General features: G+C 52.3%; 18 protein-coding genes and 1 pseudogene. 16 read left to right on the forward strand and 3 right to left on the reverse strand.

Going from position 1 to position 18,882, the window contains the following annotated elements; genetic code table 11:
• The first annotated feature begins 173 nt into the window (after positions 1-173).
• From ycjG to NAL19_RS20695, 16 genes and pseudogenes are all read left to right on the forward strand, one after another.
• Positions 174-1,139, forward strand: coding sequence for an L-Ala-D/L-Glu epimerase (gene ycjG, locus NAL19_RS20620; RefSeq protein WP_263059759.1), 966 nt, complete (start codon positions 174-176; stop codon positions 1,137-1,139).
• Between the two features lie 65 nt (positions 1,140-1,204).
• Positions 1,205-3,076 carry an ABC transporter ATP-binding protein gene (locus NAL19_RS20625; protein ID WP_263058307.1) on the forward strand — a complete coding sequence of 624 codons (1,872 nt, stop codon included), beginning with the start codon at positions 1,205-1,207 and terminating at the stop codon, positions 3,074-3,076.
• A gap of 102 nt (positions 3,077-3,178) precedes the next feature.
• The gene (locus NAL19_RS20630) at positions 3,179-4,720 is read left to right on the forward strand and encodes a glutathione ABC transporter substrate-binding protein (protein WP_263058308.1); all 1,542 of its coding nucleotides are present in this window, start codon (positions 3,179-3,181) and stop codon (positions 4,718-4,720) included.
• Between the two features lie 18 nt (positions 4,721-4,738).
• Positions 4,739-5,659 carry an ABC transporter permease gene (locus NAL19_RS20635; RefSeq protein ID WP_263058309.1) on the forward strand — a complete coding sequence of 307 codons (921 nt, stop codon included), beginning with the start codon at positions 4,739-4,741 and terminating at the stop codon, positions 5,657-5,659.
• A gap of 8 nt (positions 5,660-5,667) precedes the next feature.
• Entirely contained in the window at positions 5,668-6,567 is a 900-nt protein-coding gene (locus NAL19_RS20640) for an ABC transporter permease subunit (RefSeq protein WP_263058310.1), read from the forward strand.
• Between the two features lie 8 nt (positions 6,568-6,575).
• A complete protein-coding gene (locus NAL19_RS20645) occupies positions 6,576-7,652 on the forward strand; it encodes a P1 family peptidase (protein WP_263058311.1) in 1,077 nt (358 codons plus the stop codon).
• Positions 7,653-7,678: 26 nt separating this feature from the next.
• Positions 7,679-8,500, forward strand: a complete 822-nt coding sequence (locus tag NAL19_RS20650; RefSeq protein ID WP_263058312.1) for a M55 family metallopeptidase — start codon at positions 7,679-7,681, stop codon at positions 8,498-8,500.
• 60 nt (positions 8,501-8,560) lie between these two features.
• Positions 8,561-9,508: an isoaspartyl peptidase/L-asparaginase family protein gene (locus NAL19_RS20655; protein WP_225086221.1), complete on the forward strand. Its 948-nt coding sequence runs from the start codon at positions 8,561-8,563 to the stop codon at positions 9,506-9,508.
• A gap of 203 nt (positions 9,509-9,711) precedes the next feature.
• Positions 9,712-10,620, forward strand: a complete 909-nt coding sequence (locus tag NAL19_RS20660; protein WP_263058313.1) for a LysR family transcriptional regulator — start codon at positions 9,712-9,714, stop codon at positions 10,618-10,620.
• Between the two features lie 97 nt (positions 10,621-10,717).
• On the forward strand, positions 10,718-11,581 hold the full coding sequence (locus tag NAL19_RS20665) for a YicC/YloC family endoribonuclease (protein ID WP_039278589.1): 864 nt from the start codon (positions 10,718-10,720) through the stop codon (positions 11,579-11,581).
• A gap of 381 nt (positions 11,582-11,962) precedes the next feature.
• Complete coding sequence (locus NAL19_RS20670) at positions 11,963-12,679, forward strand: hypothetical protein (protein ID WP_263058314.1); 717 nt, start codon at positions 11,963-11,965, stop codon at positions 12,677-12,679.
• A gap of 14 nt (positions 12,680-12,693) precedes the next feature.
• On the forward strand, positions 12,694-13,215 hold the full coding sequence (locus NAL19_RS20675) for a type II toxin-antitoxin system VapC family toxin (RefSeq protein WP_250160542.1): 522 nt from the start codon (positions 12,694-12,696) through the stop codon (positions 13,213-13,215).
• Positions 13,216-13,353: 138 nt separating this feature from the next.
• Entirely contained in the window at positions 13,354-13,623 is a 270-nt protein-coding gene (locus NAL19_RS20680; protein ID WP_225086225.1) for a hypothetical protein, read from the forward strand.
• A 152-nt stretch (positions 13,624-13,775) separates the two neighbouring features.
• Positions 13,776-15,191 (forward strand): Fic family protein, encoded by a 1,416-nt coding sequence (locus NAL19_RS20685; protein WP_225086226.1) that lies wholly within the window; start codon positions 13,776-13,778, stop codon positions 15,189-15,191.
• Positions 15,192-15,368 carry a type II toxin-antitoxin system prevent-host-death family antitoxin gene (locus NAL19_RS20690; protein ID WP_263058315.1) on the forward strand — a complete coding sequence of 59 codons (177 nt, stop codon included), beginning with the start codon at positions 15,192-15,194 and terminating at the stop codon, positions 15,366-15,368.
• A gap of 73 nt (positions 15,369-15,441) precedes the next feature.
• Positions 15,442-16,136, forward strand: a pseudogene (locus NAL19_RS20695) (IS1 family transposase).
• Here the strand turns inward: NAL19_RS20695 and NAL19_RS21910 are convergent.
• The 3 genes from NAL19_RS21910 to NAL19_RS20705 all read right to left on the reverse strand — a co-directional run bounded on the left by NAL19_RS21910 (position 16,133) and on the right by NAL19_RS20705 (position 18,754).
• Positions 16,133-16,237: a beta-ketoacyl synthase N-terminal-like domain-containing protein gene (locus tag NAL19_RS21910; protein ID WP_411561443.1), complete on the reverse strand. Its 105-nt coding sequence runs from the start codon at positions 16,235-16,237 to the stop codon at positions 16,133-16,135. The pseudogene NAL19_RS20695 and the gene NAL19_RS21910 overlap by 4 nt on opposite strands.
• A 444-nt stretch (positions 16,238-16,681) precedes the next feature.
• Complete coding sequence (locus NAL19_RS20700; RefSeq protein ID WP_263058316.1) at positions 16,682-17,152, reverse strand: GNAT family N-acetyltransferase; 471 nt, start codon at positions 17,150-17,152, stop codon at positions 16,682-16,684.
• A 394-nt stretch (positions 17,153-17,546) separates the two neighbouring features.
• A protein-coding gene (locus NAL19_RS20705) for an IS3 family transposase (protein WP_225088082.1) occupies positions 17,547-18,754 on the reverse strand; the annotation gives its coding sequence in 2 pieces (ribosomal slippage) (positions 17,547-18,433 and positions 18,433-18,754; 1,209 coding nt in all).
• Between the last annotated feature and the right edge of the window lie 128 nt (positions 18,755-18,882).

Genomic DNA, 18,882 nt, shown 5'->3' on the forward strand with positions numbered 1-18,882 from the left:
GCGTATTATACACGAAATCCTGCGCGCTGCGGCAAAGCGCAACCAGAAAGCCATACCTTGAAAATAGGGCATAACCTGAGGTTATACCCTACTGATGAACAAGTATTCGTCAGTGATGATGCATCATGAAATAGTCCGTTCATCCCCTGAGCGTTGATGAGAAAAAAATCATGATGCGGCATATGCAAATTGAAACCGTCAATCTGCCACTAGCCCGTCCTATGGCGGCTGAGAACGGTACGCGTCGCGCGGTTACCGTTATCCGCGTCGCGCTAGAAGAAAAAGGATTTATTGGACAAGGCGAATGTACGCCTGTCGCCCATTATGGCGAGTCCGCCGATAGCGTATGTCGCCAGCTCTCAGCGATCCGTGAGGCAATAGAACACGGCCTGACCATCGAACAACTCCAGAAAGATTTAGCGCCGGGTGCAGCCAGAAATGCATTGGACTGCGCGCTGTGGCGGCTCAACACCGCATTGGAAAAACAGACGCTGTGGCAGCGCCTCGACATTCATCCCCCTACATCCGTGGTCTGTGCGCAAACGTTGGCGCTTGATAGCGTGGAGAAAATGGCTGCCGCCGCATCCAATGCCGTTTCCCACGGCGCCCTGCTGCTGAAAATCAAACTGGATCGCGAGCTGATTCTGGAAAAGGTTGCCGCCATTCGTACCGCCGCACCCAACGCCAAATTGATTATCGACGCGAGAGCAAGCTGGAGCGGGCTGGATTTACATAGCCTGTCCACGGCGCTGCTGCCCTATCAGGTCGCCATGATTGAGCAACCGCTTCCTGTCGGTAAGGACGAAGATTTACAGCGTTTTGCCCACCCGATTCCTATCTGTGCGGATGAAAGCTGCCGCCACAGTGGCGACATCGTCGGGCTGCGTCGTCGTTACGACATGATCAACATCAAGCTGGACAAATGTGGCGGGCTGACCGAAGCCCTGGCGATGGTACGTGAGGCTCACTTTCACGGCCTGCGCATTATGGTCGGCTGCACGCTGGGCTCGTCGATGGCGATGGAAGCCGCTCTGCCCGTCGCCGCCGATGCCGAGCATGTCGACCTCGACGGTCCTATCTGGCTGGCCGCCGACAGCTCGCCTTATCTGACCTATAACCTTGGCCGAATCTGGCTATGACGCAATCAACTTATGACGCAACGCAATTAACTACAGTAACCCTAAAACCTTCAATCGGAGTGACCATGACGGATATCATGCACGCGGGTGCCGCCACAGCACCCGGTAACGCCCCTAGACCTGTACTGGAAATCGACGATCTGAGCGTCAGCTTTAGCGGCCGTTCCGGCACACATCAGGCGCTAAAAGGCATTTCCTTTACCGTGAATAAAGGGGAAGTCGTCGCCGTGGTCGGCGAAAGTGGTTCAGGCAAGTCCGTGACGTCACTGACCGTGATGGGGCTGCTGGCGGACTCTGCCAACATCGAACGCGGCGCGCTCCGTTTCACCGCGCGCGACGGTCAACAACACGACCTGTTGAGCATGAAAGCGGAAGCGCGTCGTAAGCTGCGTGGGCGCGATCTCGCCATGATTTTCCAGGAGCCGATGACCTCACTCAACCCGGTACTGAAAGTCGGCGACCAACTCACCGAAGCGCTGCTGGATCACAAAATCTGCGATGCCGCCAGCGCGGATAAGAAAGCCCGTGAACTGCTGCACAAGGTACGCATCGCGGACGTCGATCGCGTGATGAAAAGCTACCCGCACTCGCTGTCCGGCGGGATGCGTCAGCGTGTGATGATCGCACAGGCGCTGGCCTGCGATCCGCAACTGCTCATTGCCGACGAACCGACCACGGCACTGGATGTCACCGTGCAGGCGCGTATTCTGCAAATCCTGCGTGACCTGCAACAACAGAGCGACATGGCAGTGCTGTTTATTACGCACGATATGGGCGTGGTAGCGGAAATCGCCGATCGCGTGGTGGTGATGTATCGCGGCGAGATCGTGGAGCAAGGCACCGTCGAGCAGATTTTTGCCGCACCGCAACACCCGTATACCCAATCGCTGCTGGCCGCCGTACCGAAACTGGGCGATATGCGCGATAGCCTCTGGCCGAAGCGTTTTCCTTTATTGGGGCAAGCTGCCGACCCGGAAAACAGTGAACAAGTCACCGCGCGCTATGACGCCGAGCCGCTGTTGGATATTCGCGGGCTGCGGGTGTATTACCCGATGCGCAGCGGGATTTTATCCACCGTGACCCACCATGTTCACGCGGTAGAACAGATCGATTTCAACGTCTGGCCGGGCGAAACGCTGGCTATCGTCGGGGAAAGTGGCTGCGGCAAGTCCACCACCGGGCGCGCCCTGCTGCGTCTGGTACAAAGCGAAGCTGAGAGCATCCATTTTCAGGGCAACGAAATTTCCCAGATGAAAGAGCGTGATTTCCAGCCGCTGCGCCGGGAAATGCAGATGGTGTTTCAAGATCCGTACGCTTCGCTCAACCCACGCCTGACGGTCGGCTTCACCATTGCTGAACCACTGCTGCTGCACGGGCTGGTGAAATCACTGGAGGAAGCGACGCCGCAGGTACAGGCGCTATTGAAAAGCGTTGGTTTGCTGCCTGAGCACGCCCGCCGTTATCCGCACGAATTTTCCGGCGGACAGCGTCAGCGCATCGCGATTGCCCGCGCCATGGCGCTACAGCCGCAGGTCATCATTGCTGACGAAGCCGTGTCGGCGCTTGATGTGTCCATTCAGGCGCAGGTCGTCAACCTGATGATGGATCTCCAAAAGAAAACCGGCGTGTCGTGGATTTTCATCTCGCACGATATGGCAGTCGTCGAGCGTATCGCCAACCGCGTCGCGGTGATGTACCTCGGCCAGATTGTGGAAATCGGCCCGCGCCAGTCGGTATTTAACGATCCCCAGCATCCGTATACCCGCCGCCTGTTGGCCTCGGTTCCGATTGCCGATCCAACCCGTCGCGGCACACGCCAGTTTGACGACAGCGAAATCCCCTCCCCTTTGCGTAAAGCAGGTGAGGCCGTCGCCAAGACGCGCTACCGCGAGGTTGCGCCGCAGCACTGGGTCGCCGACAACGAATCGGCAGCCTGAAACACGACGTCATGACAAGAAAATAGCCACAAAAAATAGCCATAAAACACAACGTATTAATAAAACACAACACACGTTCATTGCTGACCAGGAGAGATAACCATGAAGCCATTCGTTCGCCGCTCCGCCGTTGCCCTCGGGCTCTCACTGTGTCTGGCGGCTGTTGCCCAGGCGCAAGACCTTCGTATTTCCATGTATGCCGATATCACCGGGCTAGATCCGCACGATACCTCAGATACGCTGAGCTACTCGATTCAGAGCGGCATCTTCGAACGTCTGTTCCAGTTCGATAATAAAATGAAGCTGGTGCCGCGTCTGGCGACGGGCTATACCAGCAACGATACGGCGACTGAATTCGTCGTTACCCTGCGCGAAGGCATCACCTTCCAGGACGGCACGCCGTTCAACGCCGACGCCGTTAAAGCCAACCTTGACCGTCTTGCCGATCAGAGCAAAGGACTGAAGCGCAACAGCCTGTTTAACATGGTGCAAACCGTCACCGTGCTGTCGCCGACGCAGGTCAAAATCGAGCTGAACAAATCCTTCGGTGCCTTTGTGAACACGCTGGCGCATCCGTCCGCCGTCATGCACAGCCCGGAAGCACTGAAGAAATATCCAGATGAAGCACAGTTGCGCGTCCACCCAGTCGGTACGGGGCCGTTCAAATTCACCGAATGGCAACAGGGTAAAGACGTGAAGCTGGTGAAATTCGACAACTACTGGCAGAAAGGCTGGCCGAAAGTCGACAGCGTGACCTTCTACCCGACGCCAGAAGATTCCACCCGTGTGGCGTCCCTGAAATCCGGCCAGGTCGATGCCGTGTATCCGCTGCCTTCCGACCTGATTGCGACCGTACAAAGCGACAGCAAGCTGGCGATTCAGCGCGACGCGAGTATTTATCAATTCTGGCTGGCTATGAACAACCTGCGTCCGCCGCTTAACGATATCCGCGTGCGTCAGGCGCTCAACTACGCCATCAACCGCGATATCTGGCTGAAAGTCGGCTTCGCCGGCATGGGTGTTCCTGCTACCTCTGCAATGGCGCCGGACGTCCAGTTCTTCGCACGCCAAAGCTCACCGAACTACACCTACAACCCAGAAAAAGCCAAAGCGCTGCTGAAAGAAGCGGGCTACGCCAACGGCCTGAGCCTGAAACTGTGGACGACGAACCGCACCGACTACATTCGTAGCGCGCAGTTCTTCAAGCAGCAGTTAGAGCAGGTCGGCGTCAAAGTTACCGTCACGCCGATGGATTCTGGGATGCGCAACGCCAAACTGTTTGGCGTGAAAGATCCGAAAGATGCCGAATTTGACCTGTTCTACAACGGCTGGTCGCCATCCACCGGTGATGCCGACTGGGCGCTGCGTCCACTGTTCGCCACCGAGTCCTGGGTGCCGGTTGCGTATAACGTCTCTTACTACAGCAACCCGGTAGCAGATAAAGCGATCACCGCCGGCCTGGCTACCGCCGATGCCGACAAACGTGCCGCCGCTTATGCCGACGCACAGCGTCAAATTTGGCAGGATGCGCCTGTGGTCTTCCTGGGGACGCCGGACAACATCGTCGGTAAAACCAAGAACCTCGACGGCGTATATATGCTGGCAGATGGCTCGCTGATCTTCGATCAGGCTGAATTTAAGTAATCGGTCAGGGAGAACGCCATGTTTGCTTATATCGTCCGACGTTTGCTGGAAATGATCCCGGTTCTGCTGGTGGTCTCCCTGTTAGTGTTCGGTTTTATCAAGCTGTTGCCGGGTGACCCGGCACGTATTTACGCGGGTGCTGATGCGACGATTGAGGCGGTGGAAGCCGCTCGTCAGCAGTTAGGCTTGAATGACCCACTGCCGCAGCAGTATGTCCACTGGCTCGGCGGCCTGTTCAGCGGCGATCTGGGTGTGACGTACCGCACCCAGCAGCCGGTCATCGACGTCATCAGTAAGAGCTTTATGCCTACCATGTGGCTGGCGCTGGCGGGCTTCGTCTGGTCGGTGCTGCTCGGCCTGCTGATTGGCGTGGTGTCCGCGCTCAAGCGGGGAAAATGGCAGGACTGGACGCTGATGAGCTTCGCGGTCGGTGGCATTTCCATGCCGCCGTTCTGGCTCGGCCTGCTGCTGATTCAATTTGTGGCCATGCCATTCGGCGTCTTTTCCGTCAGCGGCTTTAATCAGCCCAGCGATATTATTCTGCCCGCGCTGACGCTCGGTGCATCGGTCGCCGCCGTTATGGCACGCTTTACCCGCTCCGCGTTTCTGGAAGTCGCGCAGGAAGACTACGTGCGCACCGCCCGCTCCAAGGGGCTACGCAGTCGGCTGGTCACCTGGAAACATGTGATGCGTAACGCGCTGATCCCGGTCATCACCATGCTGGGGCTGCAATTCGGCTTCCTGCTCGGTGGCTCCATCGTGGTCGAGAGCGTATTTAGCTGGCCGGGGCTCGGCTGGCTGCTGATTGAATCCATCAAGACACAGGATCAGCCCGTCATTCAGGCGCTGGTGATGCTGTTCGTGTTTGAATTTATTGTCATTAACCTGTTGGTGGACCTGCTGTACGCGGTGGTCAATCCGGCGATTCGCCTACGTTAGGAGACACGATGAACCTTCCTTCCGAACCCGTCGTGGCCGCTGCCACGCTTGATGAAGAGACGATACGTTCGCCGTGGCGCGATTTCGTTCAGGTCTTTATCCATAACCCGATGGCGCTGTTATCCAGCGGCTTCGTCCTGCTATTGGTACTGGTCGCGATTTTCGCGCCCTGGCTGGCACCGTGGAACCCAATGGAGCCTGACTGGGCATCGCTGGCTTCACCGCCGTCGGCAGCGCACTGGATGGGTACCGACGATTTGGGGCGTGATGTGATGAGCCGTATCATCTACGGTGCACGCATCTCGTTATATATCGGTATCTTTTCCGTCACGCTGGGCATGCTGGTCGGTATCGTGCTCGGCCTGCTGGCAGGCTACTACGGCCGCTGGGTCGATACGTTGATCATGCGCGGTTCCGACGTGCTATTCGCGTTCCCCGGCATGCTGCTGGCGATTGCGGTTGTCGCCATCCTCGGCCCTGGCCTGAATAACGTGATTATCGCCGTCGCGGTCTTTAGCGTGCCGGTCTTCGCCCGCATCGTGCGCGCCTCCACGCTGTCGCTGAAACAAGCGGCTTATGTGGAAGCGGTACGCTGCGCCGGTGCGCCGGATCGCATCATCCTGATGCGCCATATCCTGCCCGGCACCCTGCCTAACGTGATCGTCTATTTCACTATGCGTATTGGCACCAGCATCCTGACGGCCGCAGGGCTGAGCTTTATCGGTCTCGGCCCAGAGCCGGACGTACCCGAGTGGGGCAATATTCTGGCGATGAGCCGCAGCCTGATGATGGCAGGAGCCTGGCACGTCAGCGTATTCCCCGGTCTGGCGATTTTCTTCACCGTGCTGGCGTTTAACCTGCTCGGGGATGCGCTGCGTGACACGCTCGATCCCAAACTGAAAAGCTGAGGAAGGCGATGCACGGCGATCACCCGATGAACGACTATCACCAGCAGCAGCAGGTGCTGTTGCTACAACGCTGGAAAGCGACGCGGCAGTTGGGTACGCCGCGTTCGGATAGCGGACCGCATAACCGTATCAGCGATGTGGCGGGCGTGCGCGTCGGCCACTGCACGCTGGCGGCAGGCGAAGTGCAAACCGGTGTCACGGCGATTGTACCGCCCGGCGACAACCTGTTCACCCAGCCCCTGCCCTGCGGCGCGGCGGTACTAAACGGTTTCGCTAAACCTGTCGGGCTGGTACAGATTGAGGAACTGGGACAGTTGCAAACGCCCATCCTGCTCAGTAACACGCTGGCGACCGGCACGCTGTTTACCACGCTGGTGCGCGACGCCATTGCTCGCAACCCCGAACTGGGCCGCACGCTACCGACGGTGAACCCACTGGCGCTAGAGTGTAACGACGGCTGGCTAAACGACATTCAGGCGCTGGCGGTAACAGAACACATGGCACGGCAAGCGCTGGACAGTGCTGCGGACAGCTTCACACGCGGTAGCGTCGGTGCCGGACGTGGTATGAGCTGCTTTAGCCTGAAAGGCGGCATCGGCACCGCATCACGTCTGATTCCTGAATTGAATGCCACGCTCGGCGTACTGGTGCTGGCAAACTTCGGCACGCTTTCCTCACTGACGCTGGACGGCGTGCAAATGGGGAACGCCCTCGCCCCTATCCTGCCTGGGCTCGCACCGCAGCAAGACGCCGGATCGATCATCATTATCATGGCGACGGATGCCCCGCTCGATGCCCGACAGCTCAAGCGCATCGCCAAGCGTGCCGGTGCAGGATTAGGTCGGCTAGGCAGCTACTGGGGACACGGCTCCGGCGATATCGCCGTCGCGTTCTCCACTTGCCCACAACCACGACCGCCGGAGGATGCGCAGCTTGAACCGCTATTAAGCGCCGCCGCCGACGCCACCGAACACGCGGTGCTCGACGCCATGCTTCAGGCTGACGCCGTGACCGGTTTTCGCGGCCATCATCGCCCGACGCTGCCACAGGCGTTGGATCGGTTGGCTGCAACTCTTTATCCATAAGCAAATTCTCCCGTAGGAAACTGATTATGAAAGTGTTTATCTCTGCTGATATCGAAGGGATCGCTGGCGTGATGCGCCCGGAACAGTGCAGCCCCGGCACCGCAGAATACCAACTGGCGCGCGGCCTGATGGAGCAGGAAGTGAACGCCGCGATTGACGGTGCGTTCGCGGGTGGCGCAACAGAGGTGGTGGTCGCCGACAGCCATGCGGCAATGGTCAATCTGCGTGCGGAGAATATCGACGCCCGCGCCCGGCTGGTACAAGGTAAACCGCGCGGCTATTCGATGGTCGAAGGGCTGGAGCAGCAGCAGTTCGACGGCCTGATGTTTATCGGTTATCACTGCGCAGCAGGCGAGTTTGGCGTACTGTCGCACACCATCAACGGTCGTGCGTTCTACCGCGTGCGCATCAACGGCGAAATCATGGGTGAGAGCGACATCTACGCTGCCGCCGGCGTGGAACAGAAGACGCCGCTGTGGCTGGTCAGCGGCGATGACACGCTCCAGAGCTGGATCGCTCGCTACTACCCCAACACCGACTATGCCTGCGTCAAGCGTGCCATTTCGCAACATGCGGCCGAATCCCTCAGCACCGAACAGGCACGTCAGGTGATTCGTGACGCAGCAAAAGCCGCGGTGGAAAAAGCACACCGTACGCTGAATTCGCGGATTCAGGCACCCTATCGCCTCGAACTGATGGTGGCAAAACCGGTACTGGCCGATCTATTCTGTCTGCTGCCAAGCGTTGAACGTTTGGATGCCATAACCGTAGGTTATACGGCGCAGAGCATGCGGGAAATCACCAGCCTGCTAGGCACATTTTCCTATCTGGCGACAACGCAAAACTGATTCCGGTCTCTCCGCCCCTGATTTTGGGGGCGTAAACCGCTTGAAAAGAGAATTTATCGCATGACGAAACCCGTGATTGTGATCCACGGTGGCGCAGGTGCGCTGACCCGCTCGGCCATGAACGCTGAAAAAGAGCAACGCTATCTGGCCGCGCTGTCCGAGATTGTCGCCAGTGGACAACGCATTTTGGCCGAAAACGGCAGCGCGCTGGATGCCGTAACGGAAGCCGTCCGCCTGCTGGAAGAGTGCCCCTTGTTCAACGCCGGACACGGCTCGGTCTTCACTCACGCGGAAACCCACGAACTGGACGCCAGCATCATGGACGGACGCACGCTGGATGCCGGTGCGGTCAGCTGCGTCAGCCATATCCGCAATCCGATTCTGGCAGCACGTACCGTACTCGAAGCCAGCCCGCATGTGATGTTTACCGCCGACGGCGCGGAAGCCTTTGCACAGCAGCACGGACTGGAAAGGGTCGAACCTGCGTTTTTCTCCACCGATGAACGCCGTCAGCAACTGCATAACGCACAGGCAGGCTCAGGCCGCGTCATCCTCGATCATGACGGCCAGAACGACCCTATCGATCCCGACCGTAAATTCGGCACCGTCGGCGCGGTCGCTCTCGACAGCGCGGGGAATCTCGCGGCGGCAACCTCGACGGGCGGCATGACCAACAAACAGGCCGGACGCGTGGGCGATAGCCCCATCATTGGTGCTGGCTGCTACGCCAATAACCAGACGGTAGCCGTTTCCTGCACCGGTACAGGCGAAGTCTTTATGCGCGCCGTCGCCGCCTATGATGTCTCGGCGCTGATGGAATACGCCGGACTCACGCTACAGCAGGCCAGCGATCGTGTGGTGATGGAGAAACTGGTACGGATGGACGGCAGCGGCGGGATGATTGCCGTCGATAAAGCAGGCAACATTGCCCTGCCGTTTAATAGCGAAGGCATGTACCGCGGCTATGGCTACGTGGGTGAAGAACCCGTCGCCGATATCTATCGTTAACGTTCCAGCACATTGAAACAGAGCCAAACGCCCAATAGCGGTGCGCTCGCACCACTATTGGGCTTCATGATAGTGCAAAAAACCACTTCATCGCTTATCGATCGACCATTCATCGCGGCCTTATAATCTGGCGTAATAATTGCAGAACTTTTGGTTATTACTCATACGATGCTCATCAGAAAGCATCAGCAGGAGCCTGCACCATGCGATTACGCCACATTGAGATCTTCCAGGCCATTGTTCAGGCAGGCACCATTAGCGGCGCCGCGCGCTTGCTCAACGTCTCTCAGCCCAACGTCAGTCGGGTACTGAACCACGCGGAACAGCAGCTCGGTTTTTCCCTGTTTGAACGTCGTACTCAGGGGATGGTCGCCACCGAAGAAGGGCTACGCCTCATCCCGAAAGTGCAGGAACTGTTCAGCCACCTGCAAAGCATCAGTTCCCTCACCGAACAGATCAAAACCAGCAAAGCCCACTCCGTGCGGCTGGGGGCAGCGCATGCGTTCGGACAGATGATCGTGGCACCGACGCTGGTGGAGTTTCATAAGCAGGCGGCCTCGGTTAACGTCGAACTCGTCACCGAACACTTCAGCACGCTGTGTCAGAACATCCTGCAAAACCAGCTCGATTTCGCACTGATTTTTGGGCAGCAGGTGCCATCCGAACTGCTGGCAGAGCCGCTCTTCCAGTCCACGATGGTTGCCCTGCTGCCTAAAGACAGCCCAATAAACGGTCCGGTATCGCTGGAATGGCTGTGCAACAACAACCTGCTAATGATGCAGCATCAGGATCCGCTCGGTCAGGTGTTGCACCGTGCATTGCGCGATAAAGCGCTGCAACCCGTTGCGTCGCTCTACATCAAAACCTACTCGGTGATTGCCGATATGGTGCTGGCAGGCGGTGGTGCCGGTATCGTCGATCTCTTTACCGCCTGTCGTTATGCCGATCAGCTCAAAATCGTCCCTATCGACCAGCCGCTGCCTTTTGAAGTCACGCTGATCAGCCGCCGTGATAACCCACAATCACAGGCAACATTGCAACTGAAACAGATGATGAAAAACCGCTGTCGCGAGATAGCCAAACAGAACGAAGCCTTACTTAACGCCGCCTGATTCACGGCAGACACCACACCACGGACGGTTTTCCTATCCCCTGTGGCGGACTCAACGCTATACTCTTTCTCATCATTTGCTTTACAGGTATGCACCAATGATTCGCAGCATGACCGCTTACGCCCGCCGAGAAATCAAGGGCAACTGGGGAAGCGCAGCCTGGGAACTGCGTTCCGTTAACCAGCGCTATCTGGAAACCTATCTTCGTTTACCGGAACAATTCCGTAGCCTCGAACCCGTTGCGCGTGAGCGCATCCGCGCCCGTCTGACCCGTGGCAAAATCGAATGCAACCTGCGTTTTGAGCTCGACCCGAGTGCGCAAAGTGCGCTGATCCTGAACGAAAAGCTGGCCAAACAGCTAGTCAACGCCGCCAACTGGGTCAAAATGCAGAGCGATGAAGGAGAAATCAATCCGGTTGATATCCTGCGCTGGCCTGGCGTGATGTCGGCGGAAGAGCAGGATCTGGATGCGATCAGCGCCGAGTTGCTGACCGCGCTGGAAGGCGCGTTGGATGACTTCATCGCCGCCCGTGAAAGCGAAGGCAACGCGCTAAAAGCGCTGATTGAACAGCGTCTGGCTGGCGTCAGTGCCGAAGTCGTCAAAGTCCGCGCCCAGATGCCGAACATCCTGCTATGGCAGCGCGAACGCCTGCAAAGCAAGCTGGAAGATGCGCAGGTACAGCTGGAAAATAACCGTCTGGAACAGGAACTGGTGCTGATGGCGCAGCGCGTCGACGTCGCCGAAGAACTCGACCGCCTCGACGCTCACGTCAAAGAAACCTACAAAATCCTGAAAAAAGAAGAAGCCGTCGGTCGCCGCCTCGACTTCATGATGCAGGAATTCAACCGCGAATCGAACACGCTGGCCTCGAAATCCATCAACGCCGACGTCACCGCTTCAGCCATTGAACTGAAAGTGCTGATCGAGCAAATGCGGGAACAGATTCAGAACATTGAGTAAATTCCACTCTGTACCACCGACTGCCACAACGCCCTGTTTTAAGGGCGTTTTTTGCTTATGAAGAATAACAACGCAGAAAAACACGTTACTTGTCTACATTCAAATATACCCAATCACTAAGGTGTAAAGGACCAAATATGCACTACCTTGTATAGTCTTTGGATATGATCAAGATGATGAAAATAACAGGCGCTCAAAGCAACGCATTGATATCCGCGCCTAAGCAAGTAGTTTATGCAAGTTACTAGTCTAACGAGGGATAACTCCGTTTATATAAAATTCGGCAAAATCAGTAGAAACGAATTGACGCGAGATCAGCATTGCACAAAAATGAAGCTGTGATGATAGACGATCTTTATATTTAAGGGCGCAAGACAGCAGATGGGCAAGAAAAATAGCCTGACTCTCAAACTTGACGGCACAAGCCCAGATAAACTGCCAATGGCTAGACTGGGTAAGTATCTGTCTGCACTTTCAGAGCTTTACGGCTCTACTGATGCCGTTCACTTCAAGGATGTGAGCGAGGGCTCTGCGTGCCTAAACAGCTGGGTTGACAATGACTCTGCATATAATGATGTATTGCAGCGCTCCATATCTCAAGCATCTAATTCAGGTAGCTCTTACCTGAAACTGGTTACATTATTAGAGCAAGATAAGCTAGAGGGGAGAATTATCAATGACGATGACGTTACAATTGTTGATTTCCCACGAATAAAACAAGACTCTCCGTTTTTGGTTAGAAAGAAAGCAAAAATACAAGGCAGACTGTATAACGTCGGCGGCAAAGATGAATCAGTCCCTGTAAAATTAGAGGGTGCAAATGGGGAGACATTCAACTGTGAAGCTTCTCCATCGATGGCAGTTAAACTCGGAACCCTGCTCTTCCAACAGATAAGAGTAGAGGGCGATGGTGAGTGGGAAAAAAAAGACGGAATATGGAAGCTCAAGAAGCTTAAAATTTCATCATATGAAGAGTTGCAAAAGTCATCTCTAAAAACCGCTTTGTCATCCATACATAATGCGCCTGGAAATCAATGGAAAGAACAAGATGACTTACATGTTGTCTTAAAAGCACTAAGGGCTCTCAATTGCGAATAGTCTTTGATACCAATGTGTTAGTTCAAGCGATTACTGGCACTAAAGCTGGTTGTACATTATCAAACCCTGCGAATGGGGAGAATATACCTGACCTTGAACGCAGGATGGATGCCCTAATTGATCACGTAGAAGCAAATCGCGGCAAAATAATAATTCCAACGCCGGTTTTAGCAGAATACTTAGTTGGGATCGATAAGAGCCATCATCAGACGCATTTAAATCTTATACAATGTCAGTCATGCTTTGAGATCGCCCCGTTTGATGAAATTGCGGCCATTGAGTGTGCACAGATGCCAAGTATAAAAGAACTAAAAGCGATGATGGCTAAAGACACAGCAAACAAAGTTAAGTTTGACAGGCAAATAATATCCATTGCGATTGCACTAAATGTAGATGAGGTATGGACTCACGACAAAGGTGTTTACAACCGTTGCAATGAACTGGGCATTGTAGCCAAATCTCTAGCGGACATAACACCAGCACCCAAACAAGGGATCATTGATTTGTCGAATGAATTCCCAACTGAGCTTCATTGACACCAACCTCAGCCTACTTTCAGGTTTCTTATTGCCTACCTACGCATCTACAATTTTAACCAACTACGAAACTCGTAGTATCTGAACCCGTAAAAAGCATCGACAATTGGCGACACTGACTTTCAAGGAGGATCGCCAATGACCACGACAAATGCAGCCATTACCGAGAGTTCCATTACCATTTTCCGAGACCTCATCGCTTCGCTACCCGTTGCTCACCTTAGTCATGCTCAGCGTGACGATTTCAGCGCAATCGCCGCTGAGTCGGTTGAAGGGTTGTGCCACGGTCTGCAATATGCCAGCGAATCACTGGCGACAGAAGCCACCACAGAACACCTTCAACAACTCAGAGCCTACCTCAGTACTTGTGCGCACCTGATCCCTGCGCTGATGGTAATCAGCGAATAGATGGCATCAGTTCGCACCGTAACCCCCCCCTAAACTGTCTCTATCCGATCCCAATAAGGACAAACCTTCTATAATCTGTCCTTATTGGCTTGAACTTTGTCCTTGTATCTACTACGTTTAGAGACACCGACTACTATTCTGTCCTTATAAAAATGAGCCAAGACAATCGTATACAGCAAGAAAAAACATCAATTTTGAAAGCAATGCTTCAGTTCGATGAAGCAAAAAGCTTGGGCGAAATTGAAAAATTATTATTATTTTCAATAAATAAGAAAACACTACAGCGCCGACTTAAAGAGCTGTACGACGACAGGCAAATCGTGACGGTAGGGGAAAAACGCAATACTAAATATTATGCAAATAAGGACAACTCATCTTCATTGCGTGTCCTTAAGTCATTCGATAAGGACACTATCGATAACAACACAAGGACAATACGTGCAGATGAGGACAATCACCCCATCTTTTCCAAAGAGGCTATCTCACAGCTCGCCTATTTAGATACGCCTTCGTATGCACGTAAAAAATCCAGCTATCAATTTGATATTTTGGATAATTATTTACCCAACGTAACTCAGTACCTGCCGAATCAGATACAAACGACGCTGGCGAAAATGGGGAAACGATTTGATGACACACTGGCAGCAGGGACTTATGCGAGGAATATTAGTCAACGTCTACTCATTGATTTGTCTTATAACTCTAGTCGACTAGAAGGTAATACCTACTCCAAGCTTGATACACAAAAACTCATAGAACAGGGGCTGACAGCCGATGGTAAAGTTCATAAAGAAACCATCATGATCATGAATCACAAAGAAGCGATTGAATTTTTAATTGAAAATGCCGAAGAGATAATAATTAATCCCTTCACAATCAGAAATATTCACGCCCTGCTTTCGCAAGATTTACTCGCCAATCCCAACGCATGCGGTAACATCAGGCAGATAGAAGTCTCTATTGGAAAATCGGCCTATTTGCCGCTAAACAACCCCCATCAACTCGAAGAATACTTCTCTCTATTGCTACGCAAAGCAGAACAAATCCACGACCCATTTGAACAGAGCTTTTTCTTATTCCTTCATTTATCGTATCTACAAGCCTTTGAAGACGTAAACAAGCGAACTGCTCGATTATCTTGCAATATCCCTTTTATTAAGCACAATTTTTGCCCGTTAAGTTTTATTGATGTACCGCAAGAGGATTACTTTAAAGCATTGCTGTACTTCTATGAAACCAATGAGCTCCTGCCCGCTTTGGAGCTGTTCAAATGGGCCTATACGAGATCTTGCGAACAATATGATGTAGTAAAAGAGTCGATTGGCGAAATTGATATTTATCGCATACAACATCGTGTGGCACGAAAAGTGGCGATGGGGAGTATTATCCGGGAAAATCTTAATGAACAGCTTGCAGAACAATATCTTGAGAAATATTGTGCAGAAAATGAAATTCCTTCTGCCGATAAATTTATTGCCATGACACTCAGTGATTTAGCTCAACTTCATGTTGGCTCAATCATTGGACTTGGCATTACAGAAAAAATGTTTATTGAGTGGAAAAAATAATTGAATAAACGGAAGAATCGCAGCGAATCGATAGGAGTTACTCGTCAGGACAGAAACGTAATAGTGGCGAGCGGCAAAGCGGTATCCAAAGATCACCAAAATGCCAAGCTAGACGCCGAATTTGCTCTCATCATGCAGCGCCACGGTCATACCATCGAAGCACTGCATGACCGATGATAAATGCAACAAAATAGGGGTGGTGCCTCTAATTAGTTGAATTGATATATAATGACCGCTTTGAGGTTTGCTCATGGCCAGCGTTAATGTTCATTGTCCTCGCTGTCAGTCTGTTCAGGTTTACCGTCATGGACAGAACCCTAAAGGTCGTGACCGGTTTCGCTGTCGTGACTGTCACCGCGTGTTTCTGCTCACCTATACCTATGAAGCGCGTAAGCCCGGTGTCAAAGAACAAATTACCGAAATGGCATTCAACGGCGCCGGCGTTCGTGATACAGCCAGAACACTGAAAATCGGTATTAACACCGTCATTCGCACGTTAAAAAACTCGCGCCGAAGCGAATAACTTCCTCTCCGGTCGCTCATGCCGATGTAGCACTTATCTGTGAGCTTGATGAGCAATGGAGCTTTGTCGGCAATAAAGCCCGGCAGCATTGGCTCTGGTATGCATACAACACCAAAACAGGTGGCGTTCTGGCTTACACGTTTGGACCGCGCACGGATAACACCTGCCGTGAACTTCTGGCTCTGCTGACGCCGTTTAACATCGGTATGATAACCAGCGATGACTGGGACAGTTAGGCCAGAGAACTCCCGAAAGATAAGCATCTGACAGGAAAAATCTTCACTCAGCGTATTGAGCGTAACAACCTGACACTGAGGACACGTATTAAACGTCTGGCCCGTAAAACAATCTGCTTCTCGCGTTCGATAGAATTGCATGAAAAAGTCATCGGGGCATTCATTGAAAAACACATGTTCTACTAATTGGACGCATTACCCGGAAATTCAGGAATTGAAACAGTACCAGATTTAATATTCTGCCATAACGAATCTACGTCGTTAGCCCCGGGAAAAACTCCTTGCATTGCAACAATAGCTATATTCACTCGTGGTCACCAGATAATAAAATATTGAAAAGCGCCTACGGTTAGAGGGCACCACATCTTATTCCTGGTAAAAAAAAGCAAACACGAATGAATATAAATTATTTTTAGGACTACTTTATGAATTTCAATATATCCAGTTTTGTAAACTACTGTCAACTTCACTGCAAGAAAAAATTCATAAAAGTTTTACAATACATAAAAAAAGTGTGACCTTTAAAAAAAAAGACTATAAAAAACATACATGCTTAGTGTTTAACGCTGGTTTATAACGCTTTTACGGTTTTAAAATCTGCTTGACATGATAAACATTAAGAATTTTAAAAAATTTAAAAAAACTCACAAATCAATAGATTAACATAGGGAAATATGTTACATGCTCCAATAAGAAAAGTATATGACATAAAAACATAAGATAAGATATTATTATTCATGGTGAGTAGGTAATGATTTACCAAAACATACAGCTTCTGGCCGACCGATATAAACTCCATAGTTATCAATAATTTTATATCCTTTTTTTAAATAAAAATTTACGGCATCAGTATTCACTAGCCGTGTTTCTAAGCAAACAAAATTATAACCATATTTCTGGGCTGAAAATTCCAGTTCCTGCAAGATTTTAGATCCCAGACCAGTATTTTTTTCCAGAGAATACATCCGTTTGATTTCGCAAATCTCGGAATTTAACGGCCGAAATCCGCCACAAGCAATGGCTTCCCCACCTCGCAAAGCCAGCAAAAATAACGCCTTCTCTTGCAAGAAATCTGTCAGGTCGGCATTTTTCGACCCATCACTTCCTGTAATTTTGTTGAGAGTGACATTTAAATTTTCAATTAAAAAAATAACACGGCCATCACTTGACGGGTTTTTAACACTTTCAATTTCTACATTCATATCACCCTCTAAATTCTAATTAAAAAAAATTAAAAATCAAAGATATATAATGCAATCATTTTGTCAATATCGAAATATGATACTCGCTTAAAAATCATTCCATTGACACCTGATAAAACCATCGTCAACAGAAGCAGAAATACCATCAAACTCTGGGATGATGGTGGTGGTCCTTTATGTGCTGACCAGTATATTCCAGAATATTTACGCTACGGCGTTTTAATCTGAACCGACATCAGCTTACAGATTTTAGTCGATGACCAATCACTGAATGGCTTCGTGAACTTCACTGCTTTTTGTGTGTAGTGTATTGCCTACGGATACATAAAAAGTTTCAAAATAGCTTCATATTTGACATGATCTTGACCCGCCATCTCCGGACAGCTTTTGTATCTTAAGTTAACGATGCCCGCTGCCGCCGGTATTCCCTCGGAGAGTGATATCCCAGCGCACTGTGCGGGTGGTTCTCATTGTAATGCGTGAACGCTGCTGCAAGGTTTTTCAGTGCTGTTCTCACATCCGGTTTTGGCATAAACGCGATATAATCTTCCTTCATCGTTTTCACGAACCGCTCGGCCATGCCATTGCTCTGCGGGCTGCTCACCGCTGTTGTGCAGGGCTCCAGATTTAGTTCTCTCGCGAACCTGCGCGTTTCATGCGCGGTATACGCTGAACCGTTATCCGTCAGCCACTGCACCGGGATGTCCGGCAACCTGTCGCCGAAGCGCTTTTCCACTGACCTCAGCATCACATCCTGCACGGTCGAACTATCGTAGCCTCCCGTGCTCGCCGCCCAGTCTATGGCCTCCCGGTCACAGCAGTCCAGAGCGAACGTAACCCGTAGTTTTTCACCGTTGTCGCATCCGAACTCGAAGCCATCTGAGCACCAGCGCATATCGCTTTCTGCCACCGCGATTTTACCCTTATGCTCGCGCTGCGGCCGCTCTGGTTTGTCATGCAGTAACAACAGCTTATGTTTGCGCATTATCCTGTAAAGCCGTTTGGCATTTACCGGCGGCTGCCCCTCTGCACGACGTTGCTTACGCAGGATACCCCACACACGTCGATAGCCGTAGCTGGGCATATCGCTGATGATACCGAGGATGGCCGACAGTATTTCAGCGTCAGCTTCGTCATTACGCCGGTTACAGCGACTGTCCTGCCAGTCGGCAGAACGCTTAATCCGCAGTGACAACTGCGCACGCGACACGCCCATGGTACGGCTGACCTGAGCTATTCTCCGTCCTTTGGCAACAAGGGCGCGTGCGCTATCCATTTTCGCGACTGACCGTACTCCACAGCTTCTTTCAGGATCTCAACTTCCATCGTCTTCTTGCCCAGAAGGCGCTGAAGCTCCCGGACCTGCTTCAGAGCAGCGGTAAGCTCGGAAGCAGGAACGACTTCCTCTCCGGCCGCAACGGCGGTGAGGCTGCCTTCTTGATATTGCTTCTTCCACTTAAACAGCAGGCTGGGCTGGATACCATGCAGACGGGCGACATGGGAGACATTCATGCCCGGCTGCATCGTCTGCTGGATAATGGCGATCTTCTCCTGTGGAGTTTTACGTTTACGGACTTCTTGCCCTAACAGGATCCCGGTCATCTCAAAATTGGCGTTAGTATTAGACATATATTCAAGCCTATCTCTTATCTGGAGATACAGCTACTGTCTGGTGTTTCAGGGGGCTAGATCACTAGGCGAGCGGCAGTCTCCTAACTTTCTTTATTACA

The sequence above is a fragment of the Pectobacterium sp. F1-1 genome (genome assembly GCF_025643735.1).
Classification (GTDB): domain Bacteria; phylum Pseudomonadota; class Gammaproteobacteria; order Enterobacterales; family Enterobacteriaceae; genus Pectobacterium; species Pectobacterium colocasium.

Excerpts from the sequence above, each read along its gene's own strand:
- ycjG (WP_263059759.1), top strand. The coding sequence starts at position 174 with ATGCGGCATATGCAAATTGAAACCGTCAATCTGCCACTAGCCCGTCCT.
- NAL19_RS20625 (WP_263058307.1), top strand. The coding sequence starts at position 1,205 with ATGACGGATATCATGCACGCGGGTGCCGCCACAGCACCCGGTAACGCC.
- NAL19_RS20630 (WP_263058308.1), top strand. The coding sequence starts at position 3,179 with ATGAAGCCATTCGTTCGCCGCTCCGCCGTTGCCCTCGGGCTCTCACTG.
- NAL19_RS20635 (WP_263058309.1), top strand. The coding sequence starts at position 4,739 with ATGTTTGCTTATATCGTCCGACGTTTGCTGGAAATGATCCCGGTTCTG.
- NAL19_RS20640 (WP_263058310.1), top strand. The coding sequence starts at position 5,668 with ATGAACCTTCCTTCCGAACCCGTCGTGGCCGCTGCCACGCTTGATGAA.
- NAL19_RS20645 (WP_263058311.1), top strand. The coding sequence starts at position 6,576 with ATGCACGGCGATCACCCGATGAACGACTATCACCAGCAGCAGCAGGTG.
- NAL19_RS20650 (WP_263058312.1), top strand. The coding sequence starts at position 7,679 with ATGAAAGTGTTTATCTCTGCTGATATCGAAGGGATCGCTGGCGTGATG.
- NAL19_RS20655 (WP_225086221.1), top strand. The coding sequence starts at position 8,561 with ATGACGAAACCCGTGATTGTGATCCACGGTGGCGCAGGTGCGCTGACC.
- NAL19_RS20660 (WP_263058313.1), top strand. The coding sequence starts at position 9,712 with ATGCGATTACGCCACATTGAGATCTTCCAGGCCATTGTTCAGGCAGGC.
- NAL19_RS20665 (WP_039278589.1), top strand. The coding sequence starts at position 10,718 with ATGATTCGCAGCATGACCGCTTACGCCCGCCGAGAAATCAAGGGCAAC.
- NAL19_RS20670 (WP_263058314.1), top strand. The coding sequence starts at position 11,963 with ATGGGCAAGAAAAATAGCCTGACTCTCAAACTTGACGGCACAAGCCCA.
- NAL19_RS20680 (WP_225086225.1), top strand. The coding sequence starts at position 13,354 with ATGACCACGACAAATGCAGCCATTACCGAGAGTTCCATTACCATTTTC.
- NAL19_RS20685 (WP_225086226.1), top strand. The coding sequence starts at position 13,776 with ATGAGCCAAGACAATCGTATACAGCAAGAAAAAACATCAATTTTGAAA.
- NAL19_RS21910 (WP_411561443.1), bottom strand. The coding sequence starts at position 16,237 with ATGCAAGGAGTTTTTCCCGGGGCTAACGACGTAGATTCGTTATGGCAG.
- NAL19_RS20700 (WP_263058316.1), bottom strand. The coding sequence starts at position 17,152 with ATGAATGTAGAAATTGAAAGTGTTAAAAACCCGTCAAGTGATGGCCGT.